Annotated in this window: 16 protein-coding genes; 7 read left to right on the top strand and 9 right to left on the bottom strand. The window is 73.9% G+C overall.

Features of this window, described 5'->3' with window-relative positions; translation table 11 throughout:
- The first annotated feature begins 6 nt into the window (after positions 1-6).
- Both pulA and ACIGW2_RS18615 read left to right on the top strand, forming a co-directional pair.
- Positions 7-5,316, top strand: a complete 5,310-nt coding sequence (gene pulA, locus ACIGW2_RS18620) for a pullulanase-type alpha-1,6-glucosidase (RefSeq protein WP_399844487.1) — start codon at positions 7-9, stop codon at positions 5,314-5,316.
- Between the two features lie 120 nt (positions 5,317-5,436).
- Complete coding sequence (locus tag ACIGW2_RS18615) at positions 5,437-5,760, top strand: 5-carboxymethyl-2-hydroxymuconate Delta-isomerase (protein ID WP_391654459.1); 324 nt, start codon at positions 5,437-5,439, stop codon at positions 5,758-5,760.
- Here ACIGW2_RS18615 and ACIGW2_RS18610 read toward each other — a convergent pair.
- Positions 5,754-6,467, bottom strand: coding sequence for a TetR/AcrR family transcriptional regulator (locus ACIGW2_RS18610; protein WP_391654460.1), 714 nt, complete (start codon positions 6,465-6,467; stop codon positions 5,754-5,756). The genes ACIGW2_RS18615 and ACIGW2_RS18610 overlap by 7 nt on opposite strands.
- A gap of 38 nt (positions 6,468-6,505) precedes the next feature.
- On the opposite strand from ACIGW2_RS18610, the gene ACIGW2_RS18605 reads away from it, so the two are divergent.
- Positions 6,506-6,808, top strand: coding sequence for a hypothetical protein (locus ACIGW2_RS18605; RefSeq protein WP_391654461.1), 303 nt, complete (start codon positions 6,506-6,508; stop codon positions 6,806-6,808).
- 313 nt (positions 6,809-7,121) lie between these two features.
- Here the strand turns inward: ACIGW2_RS18605 and ACIGW2_RS18600 are convergent, their stop codons facing one another.
- From ACIGW2_RS18600 to ACIGW2_RS18585, 4 genes are all read right to left on the bottom strand, one after another.
- Positions 7,122-8,180: a PDR/VanB family oxidoreductase gene (locus tag ACIGW2_RS18600; RefSeq protein ID WP_391654462.1), complete on the bottom strand. Its 1,059-nt coding sequence runs from the start codon at positions 8,178-8,180 to the stop codon at positions 7,122-7,124.
- On the bottom strand, positions 8,180-9,067 hold the full coding sequence (locus ACIGW2_RS18595) for a metal-dependent hydrolase (RefSeq protein ID WP_391654463.1): 888 nt from the start codon (positions 9,065-9,067) through the stop codon (positions 8,180-8,182). Before ACIGW2_RS18595 ends, ACIGW2_RS18600 begins: the two co-directional genes overlap by 1 nt.
- Before the next feature lie 152 nt (positions 9,068-9,219).
- A complete protein-coding gene (locus ACIGW2_RS18590; RefSeq protein WP_399844484.1) occupies positions 9,220-11,181 on the bottom strand; it encodes a hypothetical protein in 1,962 nt (653 codons plus the stop codon).
- Between the two features lie 175 nt (positions 11,182-11,356).
- Positions 11,357-12,157, bottom strand: a complete 801-nt coding sequence (locus tag ACIGW2_RS18585) for a tyrosine-protein phosphatase (protein WP_399844482.1) — start codon at positions 12,155-12,157, stop codon at positions 11,357-11,359.
- Between the two features lie 250 nt (positions 12,158-12,407).
- Here ACIGW2_RS18585 and ACIGW2_RS18580 point away from each other — a divergent pair, with 250 nt between their 5' ends.
- Together ACIGW2_RS18580 and ACIGW2_RS18575 are read left to right on the top strand one after the other, a co-directional pair.
- On the top strand, positions 12,408-12,992 hold the full coding sequence (locus tag ACIGW2_RS18580) for a hypothetical protein (protein ID WP_399844480.1): 585 nt from the start codon (positions 12,408-12,410) through the stop codon (positions 12,990-12,992).
- Between the two features lie 230 nt (positions 12,993-13,222).
- Entirely contained in the window at positions 13,223-14,743 is a 1,521-nt protein-coding gene (locus ACIGW2_RS18575; protein WP_399844478.1) for a PepSY domain-containing protein, read from the top strand.
- Here ACIGW2_RS18575 and ACIGW2_RS18570 read toward each other — a convergent pair whose 3' ends face one another.
- Positions 14,744-15,292, bottom strand: a complete 549-nt coding sequence (locus ACIGW2_RS18570) for a winged helix-turn-helix domain-containing protein (protein WP_361587197.1) — start codon at positions 15,290-15,292, stop codon at positions 14,744-14,746. It lies immediately after the preceding gene.
- A gap of 385 nt (positions 15,293-15,677) precedes the next feature.
- Positions 15,678-16,709 (bottom strand): glutamine synthetase, encoded by a 1,032-nt coding sequence (gene glnII / locus ACIGW2_RS18565; RefSeq protein WP_361587195.1) that lies wholly within the window; start codon positions 16,707-16,709, stop codon positions 15,678-15,680.
- A 370-nt stretch (positions 16,710-17,079) separates the two neighbouring features.
- Here glnII and ACIGW2_RS18560 point away from each other — a divergent pair, with 370 nt between their 5' ends.
- Complete coding sequence (locus tag ACIGW2_RS18560) at positions 17,080-18,030, top strand: Gfo/Idh/MocA family protein (RefSeq protein WP_391654468.1); 951 nt, start codon at positions 17,080-17,082, stop codon at positions 18,028-18,030.
- A gap of 79 nt (positions 18,031-18,109) precedes the next feature.
- Here the strand turns inward: ACIGW2_RS18560 and ACIGW2_RS18555 are convergent, their stop codons facing one another.
- Positions 18,110-18,469: an arsenate reductase family protein gene (locus tag ACIGW2_RS18555; RefSeq protein ID WP_361587189.1), complete on the bottom strand. Its 360-nt coding sequence runs from the start codon at positions 18,467-18,469 to the stop codon at positions 18,110-18,112.
- Positions 18,470-18,628: 159 nt separating this feature from the next.
- Between ACIGW2_RS18555 and ACIGW2_RS18550 the strand changes: the two genes are divergently transcribed.
- Entirely contained in the window at positions 18,629-18,904 is a 276-nt protein-coding gene (locus ACIGW2_RS18550) for a hypothetical protein (RefSeq protein WP_361587186.1), read from the top strand.
- A gap of 71 nt (positions 18,905-18,975) precedes the next feature.
- On the opposite strand, the gene glnA is transcribed toward ACIGW2_RS18550, so the two are convergent.
- Positions 18,976-20,385, bottom strand: coding sequence for a type I glutamate--ammonia ligase (gene glnA, locus ACIGW2_RS18545; RefSeq protein WP_356070502.1), 1,410 nt, complete (start codon positions 20,383-20,385; stop codon positions 18,976-18,978).
- Positions 20,386-20,504: the final 119 nt, after the last annotated feature.

Below are 20,504 nucleotides of genomic sequence, written 5' to 3'. Positions count from 1 at the left end.
ACCTCCGTGATACGCAAGAGAACGGCGGTCGCACTGGCCGCCGCCCTGTGCGCGGCCCTGGTGCCCGCCGTCCCCGCGACGGCGGCACCGCGGCCGCCCGCGCCGCCCTCCGACCGGGCGCTCGCCGCCGAGCCCGCCCGCCACGACCTCACTCGCGAGCAGTTCTACTTCGTCCTGCCCGACCGCTTCGCCAACGGCGACACCGGGAACGACCGCGGCGGCCTCACCGGCTCCCGCACCGCCACCGGCTTCGACCCCAGCGACAAGGGCTTCTACCAGGGCGGCGACCTCAAGGGGCTCACCCAGCGCCTGGACTACATCAAGGGCCTCGGCACCACCGCCATCTGGATGGCGCCGATCTTCAAGAACCGGCCCGTGCAGGGCGAGGGCAAGGACGCCTCGGCCGGCTACCACGGCTACTGGATCACCGACTTCACCCAGGTCGACCCGCACTTCGGCACCAACGACGACCTGAAGCGCCTGATCGCCGCCGCCCACGCCAAGGGCATGAAGGTCTTCTTCGACGTCATCACCAACCACACCGCCGACACCGTCGACTACGCCGAGAAGAAGTACGGCTACCGCCCCAAGGGCGCCTACCCGTACCTCGACGCCACCGGCCGCCCCTTCGACGACCGCGCCGGCGTCCCGGCCGAGGTGGACGCCGACGCCTTCCCGTACACCCCGGTCCACAAGGCGGAGGCCGGCACCAAGGTGCCCGCCTGGCTCAACGACCCGTCGATGTACCACAACCGCGGCGACTCCACCTGGGCCGGCGAGTCAGCCGAGTACGGCGACTTCGTCGGCCTCGACGACCTGTGGACCGAGCGCCCCGAGGTCGTCGAGGGCATGAAGAGGATCTACGAGAAGTGGGTCCACGACTTCCGGATCGACGGTTTCCGCATCGACACCGTCAAGCACGTGAACCTGGACTTCTGGACCCAGTGGGCCACCGCCCTCGACGCGTACGCGAAGAAGCAGGGCCGCGAGGACTTCTTCATGTTCGGCGAGGTCTACTCCGCCGACACCGCCGTCACCGGCCCCTACGTCACCCGCGGCCGGCTCGACGCCACCCTGGACTTCCCCTTCCAGGACGCGGCCCGCGCCTTCGCCTCCCAGGGCGCCGGCGCAGACCGGCTCGCCAAGGTCTTCGCCGACGACTACCGCTACACCACCGACAAGGCCAACGCCTACGAGCAGGTCACCTTCCTCGGCAACCACGACATGGGCCGCATCGGAAGCTTCCTGGAGCAGGACCACCCGGACGCGAGCGACGCCGAACTCGTCCGGCGGGCCCGGCTCGCCAACGAGCTGATGTTCCTCAGCCGCGGCAACCCGGTCGTCTACTACGGCGACGAGCAGGGCTTCACCGGCCCCGGCGGCGACAAGGACGCCCGCCAGACCCTCTTCGCCTCGCGGATCGCCGACTACCTCGACGACGACCAGCTCGGCACCGACCGCACGCACGCCTCCGACGCGTACGACACCGGCCACCCGATCTACCGCTCCATCGCCGAGCTGTCGAAGCTCACCAAGGAGAACCCGGCCCTGCGCGACGGCGTCCAGCAGGAACGCCTCGCCGAGGGCTCCGTCTACGCCTTCTCCCGCACGGACGCCGAGGCCCGGGTGGAGTACCTGGTCGCCACCAACAGCGCCACCGAGCCGAAGACGGTCACCGTCCCCGTCGACTCGGCACGCTTCCACACCCTGTACGGCGGCCGGGGCGCCGTCGCCGCGAAGGACGGCGCCGTCACCGTCACCGTCCCGGCGCTCGGCTCCCTCGTCCTCAGGGCCGACGCGCCGCTGCCCGCGCCCGCCACCGCGCCCGCCGTGACCCTGCGGGCCCCGGCCGCCGGCGCCACCGGCACCGTCGAACTGTCCGCCGACGTCACCGGCGGCGGACTCAACCGGGTCGTGTTCGCCGCCCAGGTCGGCGACGGACCCTGGCAGACCCTCGGCACCGCCGACCACGCCCCGTACAAGACCACCCAGCACGTCACCGCGCCCGCCGGCACCGCCCTGCGCTACAAGGCCGTCGCCGTCGACGCCGCCGGGCGCACCGCGAGCGCGCTGGCCGCCACCACCGCCGGCGCGCCCCCCGCCCCCGAGAAGCCGGTCGCCGTCGAGCGCACCCACGCCGTCGTCCACTACCGGCGCGAGGACGGGAACTACGAGGGCTGGAAACTGAAGGCGGCCGGCCAGGAGGCCGCGTTCACCGGACGCGACGCCCACGGCGCCTTCGCCTGGGTCAAGGTCCCCGAGGGCGCCTCCACCCTCCCGTACACCGTCGAGAAGGACGGCACCGCCGACGGCCCCCAGCGCAGCATCACCCTCGGCCGCACCGGAGAGGTCTGGATCACGCAGGGCGCCGACGGCCAGTCCGACACCAACCCGGCCCCCGCCACCCCGGACCGGACCAAGGTCGTCCTCCACTACCAGCGCCCCGACGGGAACTACGACGGCTGGGGCCTGCACCTGTGGACCGGCGCCGCCCAGCCCACCGACTGGTCCAAGCCGCTGATGCCCACCCGCGTGGACGCCTACGGCGCCGTGTACGAGGTGCCGCTGGCCGAGGGCGCGAGCTCGCTCTCGTACATCCTCCACAAGGGCGACGAGAAGGACCTGCCCACCGACCAGTCCCTCGACCTCGCCACCTACGGCAACGAGGTCTGGCTGCTCGCCGGACAGCCGAAGTACCTGCTCCCGACCACCGGCGCGGCCCCCAGCCTCGACCTCGGCAAGGCCGAGGCGCAGTGGATCGACCGCACCACCGTCGTCTGGAAGGTCAAGGCCACCGACGCCACCAGCCAGCAGCTGGTGTACGCGCCGGGCAGCGCGGACGGCGGCATCACCGTCACCGACGGCGCCCTCAGCGACGAGGGCCGCTGGCTGCGGCTCAGCCCCGCCGCCCTCACCGACGCCCAGAAGGCGAGGTTCCCGCACCTCAAGGACTACCCGGCCTTCACCGTCGACCCGCGCGACGCCGACCGCGTCCGGGACTCCCTGCGCGGCCAGCTGATCGCCACCCAGCGCGCCGCCAACGGCGCCCTGCTCGCCGCCACCGGCGTGCAGACCGCCGGCGTCCTCGACGACCTCTACGCCGCACAGGCCACCCGCAAGGCGCTCGGCCCGGTCTTCCGCGACGGCCGCCCCACCCTCTCCGTGTGGGCCCCCACCGCCCAGTCCGTCGCCCTCGAACTCGACGGCAGGACCGTGCCCATGCGGCGCGACGCCGCCTCCGGCGTCTGGTCCGTCACCGGCCCGCGCGACTGGGCCGGCAAGCCCTACCGCTACGTCGTGAAGGTCTGGGCGCCGAGCGTGCGCAAGCTCGTCGAGAACCGGGTCACCGACCCGTACTCCACCGCGCTCACCACCGACTCCGCCCGCAGCCTCGTCGTCGACCTCGCCGACCCGAAGCTCGCCCCCCGGGGCTGGCAGGGCCTGCGGAAGCCGGCCGCCGTGCCGCTGCGCGACGCCCAGATCCAGGAGCTGCACATCCGCGACTTCTCCGTCGCGGACAGCACCGTGCCCGCCGCCCACCGCGGCACCTACCTCGCCTTCGGCGACACCGCCAGCGCCGGCTCGCGGCACCTCAAGGCGCTCGCCGACTCCGGCACCTCCTACGTCCACCTGCTCCCGGCCTTCGACATCGGCACCATCCCCGAGAAGAGGTCCGACCGCACCGAACCCGCCTGCGACCTGAAGGTCTACGCCCCCGACTCCGAGGATCAGCAGGCCTGCGTCGCCGCCGCCGCGGCCAAGGACGCCTACAACTGGGGCTACGACCCCCTGCACTACACCGTGCCGGAGGGCTCCTACGCCACCGACCCCGAGGGCACCCGCCGCACCGTCGAGTTCCGGCGGATGGTCCAGGCGCTCAACGGCGAGGGCCTGCGCACCGTCATGGACGTCGTCTACAACCACACCGTGGCCGCCGGACAGTCCGACAAGTCCGTCCTCGACCGCATCGTGCCCGGCTACTACCAGCGGCTCCAGGCCGACGGCACCGTCGCCACCTCCACCTGCTGCGCCAACACCGCGCCCGAGAACGCCATGATGGGCAAGCTCGTCGTGGACTCGGTCGTCACCTGGGCCAAGCAGTACAAGGTCGACGGCTTCCGCTTCGACCTCATGGGCCACCACCCCAAGGCCAACGTCCTCGCCGTGCGGGCCGCACTCGACGCGCTCACCGTCGAGAAGGACGGCGTCGACGGCAAGGCGATCATCCTCTACGGCGAGGGCTGGAACTTCGGCGAGATCGCCGACGACGCCCGCTTCGTCCAGGCCACCCAGAAGAACATGGCCGGCACCGGCGTCGCCACCTTCTCCGACCGGGCCCGCGACGCCGTCCGCGGCGGCGGCCCCTTCGACGAGGACCCCGGCGTCCAGGGCTTCGCCTCCGGCCTGTTCACCGACCCCAACGGCTCCGCCGCCAACGGCAGCCCGGAACAGCAGAAGGCCCGCCTCCTGCACTACCAGGACCTCATCAAGGTCGGCCTGTCCGGCAACCTGGCCTCGTACACCTTCACCGACACCTCAGGGCGCACGGTCAAGGGCTCCGAGGTCGACTACAACGGCGCCCCGGCCGGCTACGCGGCCGCACCCGGCGACGCCCTCGCCTACGCCGACGCCCACGACAACGAGAGCCTCTTCGACGCCCTCGCCTTCAAGCTCCCGGCCGGCACCCCGGCGGCCGACCGGGCCCGCATGCAGGTCCTCGCCATGGCCACCGGCACCCTCTCCCAGGGCCCGGCGCTCTCCCAGGCCGGCAGCGACCTGCTCCGCTCCAAGTCCCTCGACCGCAACTCGTACGACAGCGGGGACTGGTTCAACGCCATCCACTGGGACTGCCGCGACGGCAACGGCTTCGGGCGGGGCCTCCCGCCGGCCGCCGACAACAAGGCCAAGTGGTCCTACGGCAAGCCGCTCCTGGTGAACCCCGCGCTCACCGTCGGCTGCCCGGAGATCACCCGCGCCTCCGCCGCCTACCGCGACCTCCAGCGGATCCGCACCACGGAGCCCGTCTTCTCCCTGGCGACCGCCGGAGAGGTGCAGCAGCGGCTGTCCTTCCCGCTGTCCGGCCGCGACGAGACGCCCGGCGTGATCACCATGCGCCTCGGCGACCTGGTCGTCGTCCTCAACGCGACCCCGGCCGGCACCACGCAGCACGTCGCCGAACTGGCCGGAAAGGGCTACCGCCTCCACCCGGTCCAGGCCGCCGGCGCCGACCCGGTGGTGAAGACCGCCGCCTACGACGAGGCCTCGGGCACCTTCACGGTCCCGGCCCGCACGGTGGCCGTCTTCACGGCCCGCTGATCCCGGAGTCGTATCTCCCGCAGGACACAAGGGACCGTTCGCCCCGCGAACGGTCCCTTGTGCGTGCGGCGGGCGCCGGTCAAGCTGGGCCCGACATCCGCACCACCAGGAGTGACCCCCATGCCGTTCATCACCGTCGACTACTCCGCGCCCCTCGACCGGCGCGGCTTCGCGCTCGCGCTGCACCCGCTCGTCGTGGAGACCGTCGACGCCCGCCTCGAAGCCTGCACGACCCGCTTCCGCGAAGTAGAGGAGCTCGTCGTCGGCGACGGCTCCGCCGACGGCAGCGTCGTCCACGTGGAGATCGCCCTGCTCACCGGCCGCAGCGACGAGGCCAAGTCCCGGCTGCGCCGGGCCGTCCTCGCGCTCGTCCCGGACTACCTCAAGGACACGGAGGGCGTGCACGTCTCCGCCGAGGTCCGCGACCTCGACCCGTCCTACTGACCGGAGACCTCGCCGACCTGCGGCACCAGCGCCACGAGCCGGCCCACCAGATCGCCGAACGGCCCGTCGGCCGGCTCGTCGGCGAGGATCCGCACCACGATCTTCGCCATCTCGTCGTCGTACGCGGCGCTGACCGCGGTCAGCGCCGCGAAGTCGTGCACCAGCTGCAGCTCCAGCTCCGCACGCGGCACCCGGCGCCCGTCCAGCCACAGCAGCGCCGTCGACTCGGCCAGCGACACCCAGGACCGCACGACCAGTTCGAGCCGCGCCGAGGGCTCGGTCACCTCCAGGTGCGCCAGGATCTGCTCGTACGCCGCCTGCCGCACCTCGTCGATCATCGCGTTCGTCGTCGAGGAGCCGACCGCCGGACCGCCCCGCATCAGCGCGGCGAAGCCCGGCCCGTGGTCGTCCACGAAGTCGAAGAACCGGCCCATCACCCGCAGCAGCCGGGCCCCCAGCGGGCCGTGCGGCGGCTCCAGGAACCGGGCCGCCAGCTCGTCCGCCGCACGGCGCAGCGCCGCCTCGTACAGGGACTGCTTCCCGGGGAAGTAGTGATAGACCAGCGGCCGGGAGATGCCCGCGGCCGCCGCGATCTCGTCGATGGAGACCTCGTCGGGCGAGCGGTGGCTGAACAGCTCGAGGGCCACCCCGATCAGCTGCTGCTTGCGCTCCTCGACGCCCATCCGTCGGCGTACCCCGGTCGTCATGCGAACAGCCTAACGGGAGTCCGTTACGCTCCCGCCCCATGAGTGCTTCTGAGCAGGACGTCCCGGAGACCGAGGCGGAGCCGACCGGACTCACGCCCCGGCAGGCACGGCTGGCGCGTGTCATCGCCGGATCCGTGCTGCTCGTCGTGACCGCCGCGGTCCTCGTGACCCGCCTGGCGGCGCACACCTCGGTCCTCGTCGTCGGCGTCTACGGACTCGCCATGATCCTGTGCGGGGTCGTCATCGAACTGTCCCGCAACGGGCGGACGCGGCTGGCCACCTGGCTCCTGGCCGGCGGCCTCGCCACCGCGTTCGCCCTGGACTGGCTGGTGCTCCCCTAGGGCCGGCCCGGAAGGTTTCGCCTGGCTCGTGGCTCCGCCAGAGCTTCGCCTGGGTGGGGGTGCCCCCGGCGGAGCCTGGGGGAGTGCCCCCAGCACGCAGTCCCCCGTGGCCCCGCGGGCACGGGAGGTGCCCCCGCGCCCGCGTTGTCGTCGGTCGCCATGGCACGCCTCGTCTCCGCCTCCTCGGCCTGGCGGCCGGGGAGGTGCCCCCACCTCCGCCGTGCGATCGCACGCACCGGACGCCGGGAGCCCTACCCTGCGGGCAGACGACGCCACTTTCCGGACAGGACCTAGGACCCGACCGGCGTCCTCGCTACAGGTCCAGGACCAGCCGCCGCCCGGCGCACCGCGACACGCAGATCAGCATCGAGTCCGCCCGCTCGGCGTCGGTCAGCAGCTCGTCGCGGTGGTCCACCTCGCCCTCCAGGACCCGCTGTTGGCAGGTCCCGCAGAAACCCTGCCGACAGGAGTAGAGGACGCCCGGGACCGCCTCGCGCACCGCCGAGAGCACCGACTGGTCGGCCGCCACCGTCAACGTGCGCCCGGTGCGCCGCAGTTCGACCTCGAAGGGCGCGCCGCCCTCCGTACGGGCCGCGGAGAAGCGCTCCAGGTGCGGCACCCTGCCCTCCGGCAGCGCGGCGGACACCGCCTCCATCAGCCCCTCGGGGCCGCAGCAGTGCACCTCGGTCTCCGCCGGGAGCCCGGCGAGGAAACCGAGGTCCGGCCGCCCGTCGGTGTCCTCGGCGACCACCGTGGTCCGCCCGCCGCCCAGCTTCTCGACCTCGTCCAGATACGGCATGGTGGCCCGGCTGCGCCCGCAGTAGAGCAGCCGCCACTCGGCCCCGGCCGCCTCCGCCGCGCGCAGCATCGGCAGGACCGGCGTGATCCCGATGCCGCCGGCCACGAACACGTAGGAGGGCGCGGGCACCAGCGGGAAGCGGTTGCGCGGGCCGCGGATCTCGATCTCGGTGCCCACGTGGAGCTGTTCGTGCACCTCGCGGGAGCCGCCGCGGCCGCCCTGCTCCGGCTCGATCAGCCGGGTCGCGACGGTGTAGACGTCCGGCTCGGCCGGATCGCCGCACAGCGAGTACTGCCGGACGGTCCCGGAGGGCAGCACCAGGTCGATGTGCGCGCCGGGCTGCCAGGCGGGCAGCCCGGAGCCCTCCAGGCGCAGCTCGACGACCCCCTCGGCGGGCTCGGTCCGGGCGGCGACCAGGACGTGCCGGGTCACGGTGGCCTGCCGGCCCCGGCCCGAGACGGGCACCTCCAGGGCGGGCATCGGCCACAGCGGAGAGGCGTCGATCCGGCGCCGCAGCGCCCGCTTGGCGAGCAGCGCGGCCCCGGCGACGAGGACGACGGTACGCAGACGCATCAGACCCGGCCTCCGTTGGCGCCGGGGGAGGAGGCCAGGTAGGCGGCGGCCTGGGCGGTGCAGCCCTCCTGGGAGGGGTGGTAGCTCCGGCTGAGGTAGCGCGGGATCGCGCGCAGCAGGTCGGGCGTGGCGGGCAGGACGCCCTCGCGGCCCTTGCGCACCAACTGGCCCACGCTCGGCTTGGCGCCGAGCACGGTCGGGTCGTGCTCCATGAAGAAGCGCACCCCGCGCTGCCAGAGGAAGACCAGCGCGCCGAAGGCGGTCGCCCAGGTGCGGGCCCGCCGCCGGTAGCCGCCGTCGAGGTGCATGAACAGCTCGAAGGCGACCGAGCGGTGCTCGACCTCCTCGGCGCCGTGCCAGCGCAGCAGGTCCAGCATCACCGGGTCGGCGCCCACCCGGTCCAGCGCCTCGGCGTTGAGCACCCAGTTGCCGAGGAAGGCCGTGTAGTGCTCGATGGCCGCGATCAGCGCGACCCGCTCCATCAGCCACCAGCGCCGCGGCCGCCCCGGCGGCAGCGTCCGGTCGCCGAGCAGCTTCTCGAAGAACCAGTCGACCTGCGCGGTGTACGGCGTGGGGTCGAGGCCCTGCTTCTTCAGGTGCGGCAGGACGTCGTCGTGCGCCTGGGAGTGCACGGCCTCCTGGCCGATGAAGCCGATGACGTCCGCCCGCAGCCGCTCGTCGGTGATGTACGGCAGGACCTGCTTGTAGACGTGCACGAACCAGCGCTCGCCGGCCGGGAGCAGCAGGTGCAGCACGTTGATGGTGTGGGTGGTGAAGGGGTCGCCGGGAACCCAGTGGAGCGGTGTCTGTTCCCAGTCGAAGGAGACCTTGCGGGCCTTGAGCTCGATGTGCTCCGACGCGACCGGGGCGGGCTGCGTATTAGACATGGCGTCAATGTACTGAGGGGTAAGCCCGAGGAACAGGGGTCGTGCACGTGCTTTTTCCCCATCGCCGAGCGGCCCCCGCGCCTTGTCACCTCCCCCGGCTCCCGCGCATCCCGTGAGTCGGGGGAGGAGGACCCGGCGGTCGAGCCGGCGGGTCAGCGCAGGGCGCTCACCCGCCGGCCGTCCGCGAGCGTCCCGACGAGGTCGGCGCGACTTCCGGCCGCCGCCTTGACCGCCAGCAACGGTCCCTCCGAGCGGGCCTTCACCCCGCCCGTCAGGGTCAGCGACGCGAAGTCCGGCGAGCCCGCCGCGAGCACGTACCACTGCCCGCTCCGCGCCTGCCACACCACACCCGCGAGCACCCGTGGATCCTTCGGCCCGCAGGCCGGGGTGCCCTCCGAGCGGGCGGCCGGCGCCGCCGGGCCGGTCGCGCCCGGCGCCCGGAACAGGGCCACGCTCCGGCTCCCGGTGCCCCGCCAGGTCTCGCCCCGCACGCACCACCACTCGGCGCGCCCCGCGTCCTCGGGCAGCGACTGGCGCGCGTACGCCCAGGAGTTGACCGTCCGCACCCCGTGCGAGGCCAGCGCCGGCAGCCCGCACGCGATCCGCGCCCACTGTCCGCGCGCCGCCGCGCCCGTGACGTCGGCCGGGCGCCCGGGCGGGCCGGAGGTCAGCCGGGCCGGGGCCAGTTCGCCCAGGTCGGTGAAGAGCCGCGGCCCCGTCTCGTCGCGCAGCTGGAGCGCGGTCCAGCGGGTGCAGCCCGCCGCCGTCACCGGACTCGGAATCGGCTCGGTCACCCCCGCTGGGTCCCGGGTCAGCACCCGCGGCGCCTTGTCCGGCAGGAGCAGGTCCCGCACCGCCGCCTCCCGCACCCAAGGTGCCGTCAGATAGCGGACGTTGCCCCCGGCCCGGGACACCACGAGCGCCGCCGAACCCACCGCGTCCGCCCCGTCCGTACGCGCGAAGTCGAGCACCGCGCCACTGGTGTCGCCGACCGGCTCCGCGTACCGCACCACCCGCAGCCCGTCGTGGAAGACCACCACCCGGTTCGCGTCCACCTCGCCCGCGAACAGCAGCTGCGGCGAGCCCATCGGCGGCCCCGGCGGCGTGCCCGGCGTCGCCGAGGCCCGCACGGTCGGCCCCGGCCGGGCCCACACCGCCAGCGCCCGGCGCAGCAGCGCCGTGTCCCCGGTCAGCCCGCCGCGGGCCGGCCACACCGAGAAGTCGGTGCGCGGCGAGACCCGCCACTCGGCCGCCCCCACCCGCTTCACGCCCGCCGGGTCGAGCGCCGCCTCGGCGGCCGGATTGCGGGCGTACGAGGGGGCCGCAGCACCGTTTCTCCCCCACCCGTCGCCCGGCAGTCCGAGCAGCGCCCCGCACACCACCACCGCCGCGGCCGCCGCGAGCGCCGCCCGGCCGTGCTGGCGCCGCCGCATCAGGTCCGTCGGCCGCGCCTGCAGCGAACAGGGGTCGAACTCCGGCGACTCCAGGAGCACGTACTGCGCCTCGACTCCGTCCGCCTCCGCGAGCGCCGCCCGCGGGTCCGCCACCCCGGCCGCGCCGAGCACCCGCAGCACCTCCGGGTCGCCCTGCCGCTCCAGACCGCGCAGCACGTAGGCCGCCCGGCCCGCCCCGGACAGCGCGGACAGCCGCTGGTCCAGGGCGAGTTCGTCGGCGCCACCGGCCCGCGGGAACACCCGCAGCCCCCACACCTGCGGCAGCAGCGGCGGCAGCTGCGCCCGCCGCGGCAGCGCCCGGCGGCGCAAGGGCAGCCCCGCGACCAGCGCCTGCCGCAGCACCTCGCCCCGGACGTAGGCGTACCCCGGGTCGACCGCGTCCTCGTCCGCCGCCCGGCGCGCCCCCGGCACCGCCCCGGCGTCCGCGCCCGAGGTCCGGCGGCGCGGCAGCGAGCGCTGCACCAGCGCGTGCGCGGTCAGCACCCGGCGGTTGCGCCCGAGCGAGGGCGGAAGCACCAGATAGGCGATCCGGACGAGCCGCGGATAGTGCTCGACGAGCGCGGCCTCGGCCTGCTCGACGTCGACCGGACCGGGGACCGCGGGACCGGGGGAGCCGGGGGCGGGGGAAGGGGCGAGTTCCTCGGATTCCTGGGTGCTCACCTTCAGCAGAACGAGCGAATGGTGCGATGGTCACCCCGGCCGGCGTCCCCCGAACGGGTCACGCGGGAGCGCGCGCGGGGCGCGGTGACCGGGCGGCCGGCGGCCGGGGGCGGGAGGCGCGGATCCGGTCCGCGTACGGGGTCGGGCCGCGTACGGGGTCGGACGGCGTGCGCGGTCAGGCGGCGTGCGCGGTCAGGCGCTCGCGCAGGACGTCGACCACCTCGTCGGGCACGCCGAGCCCCTCGCGTACGTACTTCTCCATCGAGCCGTGCCGGACGGCCACCTCGTCCAGGGCCGCCTCCAGGTACTCCGGCACCACCCCGATGAGCGCGAGAGCCAGGTCCGGGTCGCCGCCCTGCGCCGTGAACCCCTCGATCAGCGGCGCGAAGGCCTCCCGCACCCCCGGATTGACCGCCAGGTACTCGCCCATCACGGTCCGCTCGTCCGCGCCGAGCAGCGACAGCACGACGGTGGCCGCCCACCCCGTGCGGTCCTTGCCCGCCGTGCAGTGGAAGAGCAGCGGACCGGCCGCGGGATCGCCGAGCTCGGTGAGCAGGGCACGGTACGAGGCACGGGCCGACTCCGTGGTCACGAAGGCCCGGTACGTGCGCGTGAACGCGGCCTGCGCCCGGCCCCCGCCCAGGTGCTCCTCCGCCAGCGCCGGATCCGACAGCAGGGTCTTCAGGCGCGCGGCCGGCGGCAGCCCGCTGGTCGCCAGGAAGTCGGCCAGCACGTCGGCCACCACGAGCCGCCCGCCCGGCGGCACCCGGTCGGGCCGCTCGGCCCGCTCGCCCGCGGTCCGCAGGTCGACCACCGTGCGGATCCCGAGCGTGCCCACCGCCGTGTCCGCCGGATCGAGCCGGTCCAGCTGCCCGGACCGGAACACCAGACCCTCCCGCACGCTGCGCCCCGGACCGAGTGGAAGCGACCCGAGGTCACGGAGGTTGGCGACGGTGGTGGCGGGGATGGCGGGCATGCGTCGACTCCTCCGGACCCGTACGAAGCGGCGCACTTCGCAATTCGCGCTTTTCCTGTGCACCGTAACCGATGGGGTGCGGAGCGGCTCCGGGAACGGCGGCCCGTGGCCGGGAGGCGGTCTCCCGTGCGCGCGGGAGGAGTGACAGCATGGGGGCACCATGACGCACCCCCGGTCGCCGCTGCGCGCCCTCCGTGCCGCACTCTTCGCGGTGGTGTGCGTGACATTGGCTGCGGTGGGGCATTCGTCCATGTCTGCCCACCCGGTGCCGCCCTCCTCGCTCCTCACCGCCCTCGCGGTGACCGCGGCCCTCGCCTGGTCCGCCGCCGGCCGCCGGCGCGGGCCCGTCGCCGTCGCGTCCGGCCTCACCGCCGTCCAGGGCGTCCTGCACCTGATCCTCGGTGCGGGGGAGCGCCCCGGACCGGCCGGCGCGGACCCGATGGCCGCGATGCCGGGCATGACCCACACGGCGGACACGGCACACCTGACCGGCGCGACCATGGGCTCGGGCTCGGGCACGGGCTCGGGCTCGGGCGCCGGGATGCTCGCCGCGCACCTGCTCGCCGCGCTGGCCTGCGGACTCTGGCTGGCCCGGGGCGAGGCCGCCCTGTTCGCCCTCGCCCGGACGGCCGGCGCCCGCGCCGCCGTTCCGCTGCGGCTGCTGCTCGCCGCCGTACGCGTCCGCGTCCCCGCCCCGTCGCGCGCCCGCCGTCCGCTGCGCCCGGCCCGCCGGACCCGGCGCCCGAGGGGCGTCCTCCTCGCCCACACCGTCTCCCGCCGCGGTCCGCCGTCCCCGCCCGCACCCCGCGCCACGGCCCTCGGAGCCCACGTCTGACGTGACCGCCCGAACGGACCGGTCCGAGCGGACCGATCCGTACGGATCCGTCCCACGTGATCGGTCCGACGTGATCGGTCCGACGTGATCGACGAGGGTCGTCTTCCCTTGTCGACACCCGACCCGTGCCGTACGGCCGGGCCGTGCCGCGTCACGCGCGCCGTCCACGGTGCCGCCGTGCCTCCGCGGGCCCGGAGCCGTCCGCCGGGTCGACGACCCTCAGGACCGTCATGACACTCGACGACCTCGCACGCCCGGAACCGGACCGACCGGCGACGGCTGCGCCCACTCCGACCCAGACCCAGACCTCCGATCCGGCCCCGACCTCCGACCCGGACCCGAATCCGGCATCCGCCTCCGGCCGGGCGCGCGGCTGGGCCGCGCTGCGGCCGCTCGTGCTGCGGCTGCACTTCTTCGCGGGCGTGCTCGTCGCCCCGTTCCTCCTCGTGGCGGCCGTCAGCGGCCTCCTGTACGCGCTCGCCGTCCCGGCCGAGAAGCTGGTGTACGCCCACGAGCTCGAGGTCCCGGTGCCCGAGGGCGCCACCGCGCTGCCCCTGGAGCGCCAGGTCGCCGCGGCCCGCGCCGCCCGCCCCGGCGGCACCGTGACGGCGGTGTGGCCCGGCGCCGAACCCGGCGCCACCACGCGCGTGCTGATGGCCGACCCGGAGGCGCCCGAGGGCACCTCCATGGGCGTGTTCGTCGACCCGTACACCGCCGCGATACGCGGGGAGCTGCCCAGCTACGGAAGCTCCGGCGCGCTGCCGCTGCGCACCTGGGTCTCCGGCCTCCACGTCGATCTGCACCTCGGCGAGCTCGGCCGCAACTACAGCGAACTGGCCGCCAGTTGGCTGTGGGTGGTGGCGCTCGGCGGCGTGCTGCTCTGGGTGGGGCGGCGCCGCCGCTCGCGCCGCTCGCTCCTGCTGCCCGAGGGCGGGCCGAAGTCCCGCCGCCGCACCCTCTCCTGGCACGGCGCCGTCGGCCTGTGGGCGGCGGCCGGTCTCGTGGCGCTGTCCGCGACCGGACTGACCTGGTCGCGGTACGCGGGCGAGAACATCGGCGGCGTCCAGGACCGGCTCGGCGGCGCGACCCCGAAGCTCTCCGCGACCGTCACCTCCGGCACGGGAGCCGGCGGGGGCGGCGAGCACGCCGGGCACGGCGCCGGCCACCACCCGGCCCCCTCCCAGGCCGCTCCGGCGGGCGCGGACATCGGCCTCGACCGGGCGGTCGCGGCGGCCCGCGCGGCCGGGATCGACAGCCCGTCGATCGCGGTCGTCCTGCCCGCCGAGGGCAGCGGCTACGTGGTCAAGGAGACCGACAAGCAGTTCCCGGCGGAGCTGGACTCGGTCGCCCTGGACCCGGCCGACGGCACCGTCCTCGACGAACTGCGCTTCGCGGACTACCCGTTGCTCGCGAAGCTCACCCGGATCGGTATCGACGCCCACATGGGCCTCTACCTCGGCCTGTTCAACCAGCTGGCGCTGGCCGCCCTCGCGCTCGCCCTGATCCTGCTGGTCGTCTGGGGCTACCGCATGTGGTGGCTGCGCCGGCCGGGCCGTCCGGTCGCCCGCGGCACCTGGCGCCGGGTCCCGCCGGCGACGCTGCTCCCGCTGCTGGCGGGCACGGCGCTGCTGGGCTGGTTCGTGCCGCTGCTCGGCCTCAGCCTGGTGGCGTTCCTGGCCGTCGACCTCGCCCTGGCGCTGCTCGCCCGGGCGAGGCCGACCACGCGACCGGGAGCCCGGCCGGCGGACTGATCAGGGCGTGTACTTGTAGCCGACCCGCCGCACGGTCTGGATCGTGTGGCGGTGCTCGGCGCCCAGCTTGCGGCGCAGCCGGGCCACGTGCACGTCGACGGTCCGGCCGTCGCCCACGTGCCCGTACCCCCACACCGTGGTCACCAGCTGGTCGCGCGTGTGCACCCGGTGCGGGTGGGCGACGAGATGGGCGAGGAGCTCGAACTCCAGATACGTCAGGTCGAGCGCCCGCCCGTCGACCCGGGCGATCCGCTGCACCCCGTCGATGGTCACCGGCCCCGTCTCCGTGGTGGTGGCGGCCGGGGCGGCCTGCTGCTGGTCGGCGGGGAGCAGCACCAGATAGCCGACCATCGGCGGACGGCCGGGCAGCGCGGGCAGCGTGTGCGGGGGCGCCGGCAGCAGGGTGGCGCCCGGCGGCAGGAAGTCGGCCACCCGGGCGAGCCCGGCGACCTCGTCGGGCGCCACGGCGCGCAGGCGCGGGCGCGGTGCGGTCAGCGCCGGGTTCAGGGGAGCGGCGGTGGCGGTGGCGGCGGTGTGGGTGTGGGCCATGAGGGCTCAGCTCTTTTCGCGCGAGTCACGGACGGACGGGACGAAGGCGTCGTACGTCATTGCGCGGCGGCCGAAGGCCGGGGGCCGGAGATCGCTCCGGGGGCTTTAGAGGGCCGACGCGTTCCTCACGCGCCGACAGCACCGGTCGAAGTCGTGGTGCTGGCGGGAAGGCCAGAACGGCTCGAGGTCGTGGTGACCCTTCGCGGTGTCGTTCTGCATGGCGGCCATATCCCTATTAAACCAGGAGGGAAATGCGCTGAGCACCCCCCGGAGCACCGGATGCGTCACATCGCGGGCCACCGGGCCGCCGCCCCAACGCGAAGGGGCCCCACCGTCGTTCGACGGCGGGGCCCCCTCCGGGCGTTCCGGACCGGGCCGGTACGGATCAGACCTGGCCGGCCTTCTCCAGGGCCGCGCAGCAGGTGTCCACCAGGAGGCGGGTCACCGTGTACGGGTCCACGTTCGCGTTCGGACGGCGGTCCTCGATGTAGCCCTTGCGGTCCTGCTCGACCTGCCACGGGATGCGGACCGAGGCGCCGCGGTCGGACACGCCGTAGGAGTACTGGTCCCACGGGGCGGTCTCGTGCAGACCGGTCAGGCGGTCGTCGATGCCGGCGCCGTAGTTCTTGACGTGGTCGAGCGGCTTCGAGCCCTCGCCCAGCGCCTCGCACGCGGTGATGATCGCGTCGTAGCCCTCGCGCATCGCCTTCGTGGAGAAGTTGGTGTGCGCGCCGGCACCGTTCCAGTCGCCCTTCACCGGCTTCGGGTCCAGGGTCGCGGAGACGTTGAAGTCCTCGGCCGTGCGGTAGAGCAGCCAGCGGGCCACCCACAGCTGGTCGGCGACGTCCAGCGGCGCGAGCGGGCCGACCTGGAACTCCCACTGGCCCGGCATGACCTCGGCGTTGATGCCGGAGATGCCCAGACCCGCCTTCAGGCAGTTCTCCAGGTGCGCCTCGACGACGTCACGGCCGAAGATCTCGTCCGCGCCGACGCCGCAGTAGTAGCCGCCCTGCGGGGCCGGGAAGCCGCCGACCGGGAAGCCGAGCGGGCGCTCGCCGTCGAAGAAGGTGTACTCCTGCTCGATGCCGAAGATCGGCTCCTGGGCGGCGTACTTCGCGTAGACCTCGGCCAGCGCGGCGCGGGTGTTGGACTCGTGCGGCGTCATGTCCGTGTTCAGGACCTCGCACAGCACGAGGATGTCGTCGCCGCCGCGGATCGGGTCCGGGCAGGAGAAGACCGGCTTGAGCACGCGGTCCGAGGCGTGACCCTTGGCCTGGTTGGTGCTGGAACCGTCGAAGCCCCAGATCGGCAGCTCCTCCAGCGGCAGGACCGCACCGGGAATGATCTTCGTCTTGGAACGGAGCTTGGCGGTCGGCTCGGTGCCGTCGATCCAGATGTACTCAGCCTTGAAGGTCACGGGGCCTCATCCTTTGGCGTGCTGCGGGTGCTCCGCGGTCGGCGGCGGCTCGCGACGTCGCGAGAGCTGCGGTGGCGGCGGTGTCTGCGTCGTGCGCAGCTTCGCAACACGGGATTTCCCGTCGGTTGCCCGTTTGTGAACCCCGTGTTACTCAGCCTTCCTCCGTTTTCCCGGCGGGCCGTGCGCCCGGGCACGAGGCCGACGGCGCCGCCGTATACGTACGGGCCGGGAGGCGGGGACCCGGGGGGAGACCGGCGGCTGGGGGGGGAGCGGGAGCCGTGCGCCCCGGGCGTGCGCTCCGGGCCGGGCCGGGGACGGATCAGGGGGATCCCGGAGCCGGGGCGGGGCGTCGACCGGCAGACTGGTCGGCATGACGAAGCTTCCCGGCACCCCCTTCCGCATCGGACTCCTCGGCACCGGCCCCTGGGCCGAGCGCACCCACGCCCCCGCGCTCGCGGCGCATCCGGACGTGGAGTTCAGCGGGGTCTGGGGCAGACGGCCCGAGGCCGCCGCCGCCCTCGCCGCCGCGTACGGCACGAAGGCCTTCGAGGACGTGGACGCGCTGTTCGACGCCAGCGACGCGGTCGCGCTCGCGCTGCCGCCGGACGTCCAGGCCCCGCTGGCCGCCCGGGCCGCCGCGGCCGGCTGCCACGTCATCCTCGACAAGCCGGTGACGACCTCGGCCGAGACGGCCCGCGCGCTCGCCGACGCCGTCACGGGCGCCGGGGTGGCCTCCATCGTCTTCTGCACCCTCCGCTTCGCCCCGCCCACCGCCCGGTGGACAGAGGAACAGGCCGCCGTGGGCGGCTGGTTCCTCGGCGAGGCGCACTGGCTGGGCGCGCTGTTCTCGCCCGACGCCGACAGTGCCTACGCCGCCTCGCCCTGGCGGCGCGAGAAGGGCGGCCTGTGGGACGTCGGCCCGCACGTCCTCTCCGTCTTCCTGCCGCTCCTCGGTGACGTCACCTCCGTCAGCTGCGTCGCCGGCCGGGCGGACACCCGCCATCTGACGCTGCGCCACACCTCCGGCGCGAGCAGCACCGCCACCCTCACGCTCAGCGCCCCGCAGGCCGCCTCCGAGGCCGCCCTCTCGGTCCACGGCGAGCGGGGCAAGGCCGTCATGCCGTACTGGGACGGCGCCCTCGACGCCTTCCAGGCGGCGGTCGACGCCCTCCTGGAAGCCGCCCGCACCGGCCGCCCGCACCCCTGCGACGTGCGCTTCGGGGCCCGGCTGACCGAGATCCTGGCGGCGGCGGAGGCCGCGGCGACGACCGGCGCGGAGACCGGGACCGCGCCGGGGCCCGAGGCGGTCGCCGTGGTGTGAGGCCCGCCCGCCGGCCACCGACGCGGGAGGGGAGGGCCGCACCGCGGTGCGGCCCGGGTCCGGGCCGCCGACCCCAGGCTCAGCGGGACAGCGCGTCCCGCACCGCCTCCTCGGAGCGGGCCACCACGGCCGTGCCGTCGTCGGCGGTGATGATCGGACGCTGGATCAACTTCGGGTGCTCGGCCAGCGCCGTCACCCAGCGGTCCCGGTGCGCCGCGTCCCGCGGCCAGTCCTTGAGGCCCAGCTCCTTGGCGGCCGCCTCCTGGGTGCGGGTGATGTCCCACGGCTCCAGGCCGAGCCGCTCCAGGACGGCGCGGATCTCGTCCGGCGAGGGCACGTCCTCCAGGTAGCGGCGCACGGTGTAGTCGGCGCCCTCGGCGTCCAGCAGGGTCAGCGCGCCGCGGCACTTGGAACAGGCGGGATTGATCCAGATCTCCATGCCCTCCAACGTACCTTCAAACCCCCCTCGCACCACCTTTCCCCACCCCCTCAAGACGCGTCTGGCCAGGGGCGATTGTCAGTGGGGGCCACTAAAATCGGGGGTGAAGGTGAGGGTCCCGGGGAGGGCCCGCACCCACCGTTCGCCAGGAGGTCGCCCATGGCTGTCGCCATGATCCGGACACCGTCCCTCGAACCCTGGAAGCCGCTGCAGAAGAAGCCGCTCCCCGCGGGCCGCCCCCGCGAGTGGTACGTCACGCACAACCGCCGGCTGAAGGCCATGCGCCTCGCCATCGCCCTGCTCGACGCGGGCGTCTACCTGCCCTCGCGGGCGACGAACGCGAAGATACGCGCCACCGCCGGCCAGCTCGGCATCCACCCGCCGTCCGACACCACCTGCCGCATGGTCCGCGCCCTGATCCGCTTCGGCCGCTGACCCCGAGCCCCGGAAACGGCGAGGCCCGCCGCCCCCGGAAGGGGACGACGGGCCTCGCCGGAACAGCCGGCTTAGAGGTCGAAGTACAGCTCGAACTCGTGCGGGTGCGGGCGGAGCTGGATCGGCGCGATCTCGTGGGTGCGCTTGTAGTCGATCCAGGTCTCGATCAGGTCGGAGGTGAAGACGCCACCGGCCTGCAGGTACTCGTTGTCCTCCTCCAGGGCGCGGAGGACGGACTCCAGGTTGGTCGGGACCTGGGCGACGTTCGCGTGCTCCTCGGGAGCGAGCTCGTACAGGTCCTTGTCGATCGGCTCGGCCGGCTCGATCTTGTTCTTGACGCCGTCGAGGCCCGCGAGGAGGAGCGCGGAGAAGGCGAGGTACGGGTTCGAGGACGGGTCCGGCGCGCGGAACTCGACGCGCTTGGCCTTCGGGTTCGAGCCCGTGATCGGGATGCGCATCGCGGCGGAGCGGTTGCGCTGCGAGTAGACCAGGTTGATCGGGGCCTCGAAGCCCGGCACCAGGCGGTGGTAGGAGTTCACCGTCGGGTTGGTGAAGGCGAGCAGCGACGGGGCGTGCTTCAGGATGCCGCCGATGTAGTAGCGGGCGGTGTCCGACAGGCCCGCGTATCCGGCCTCGTCGTAGAACAGCGGGTCGCCGTTCGACCACAGCGACTGGTGGACGTGCATGCCCGAGCCGTTGTCGCCGAAGATCGGCTTCGGCATGAAGGTCGCGGTCTTGCCGTTGCGCCAGGCGACGTTCTTGATGATGTACTTGAACAGCATCAGGTCGTCGGCCGCGGCGAGCAGCGTGTTGAACTTGTAGTTGATCTCCGCCTGGCCGGCGGTGCCCACCTCGTGGTGCTGGCGCTCGACCTGCAGGCCGACCTTCTCCAGCTCCAGGGACATCTCGGCGCGCAGGTCGGCGAAGTGGTCGACCGGCGGGGCCGGGAAGTAGCCGCCCTTGTAGCGGACCTTGTAGCCCCGGTTGTCCTCCTCCTTGCCGGTGTTCCAGGCGCCGGCCTCGGAGTCGATGTGGTAGAAGCCCTGGTTCGCGGAGGTCTCGAAGCGGACCGAGTCGAACACGTAGAACTCGGCCTCGGGGCCGAAGTACGCGGTGTCGGCGATGCCGGTGGAGGCCAGGTACGCCTCCGCCTTCTTCGCGATGTTGCGCGGGTCACGGCTGTACTGCTCGCCCGTGATCGGGTCGTGGATGAAGAAGTTGATGTTCAGCGTCTTGTCGCGGCGGAACGGGTCCAGGCGGGCCGTCGACAGGTCGGCGCGCAGGGCCATGTCCGACTCGTGGATGGCCTGGAAGCCGCGGATCGACGAGCCGTCGAAGGCCAGCTCCTCGGACGGGTCGAACGCCGTCGCCGGGATCGTGAAGTGCTGCATCACGCCCGGAAGGTCGCAGAACCGGACGTCGACCATCTTGACGTCATTGTCCTGAATGAACTTCTTGGCCTCGTCGGCGTTCTGGAACATCCAACTCCTCCTACTCCCGGCCCGGGGAGGGGCGGGGTTGCAGCTCGGTCGTGGGGCCAGTGCGGTGGCTCACGCTGGACCCGACCATAGGCAGACGGGATTTCTCAAGCATGACCCAT

It is taken from the genome of Streptomyces sp. NPDC053541 (genome assembly GCF_044544705.1).
Lineage (GTDB): Bacteria > Actinomycetota > Actinomycetes > Streptomycetales > Streptomycetaceae > Streptomyces.
Note: the sequence above shows the minus strand (reverse complement) of the source record. Positions and strands in the feature narration are given on the sequence as shown.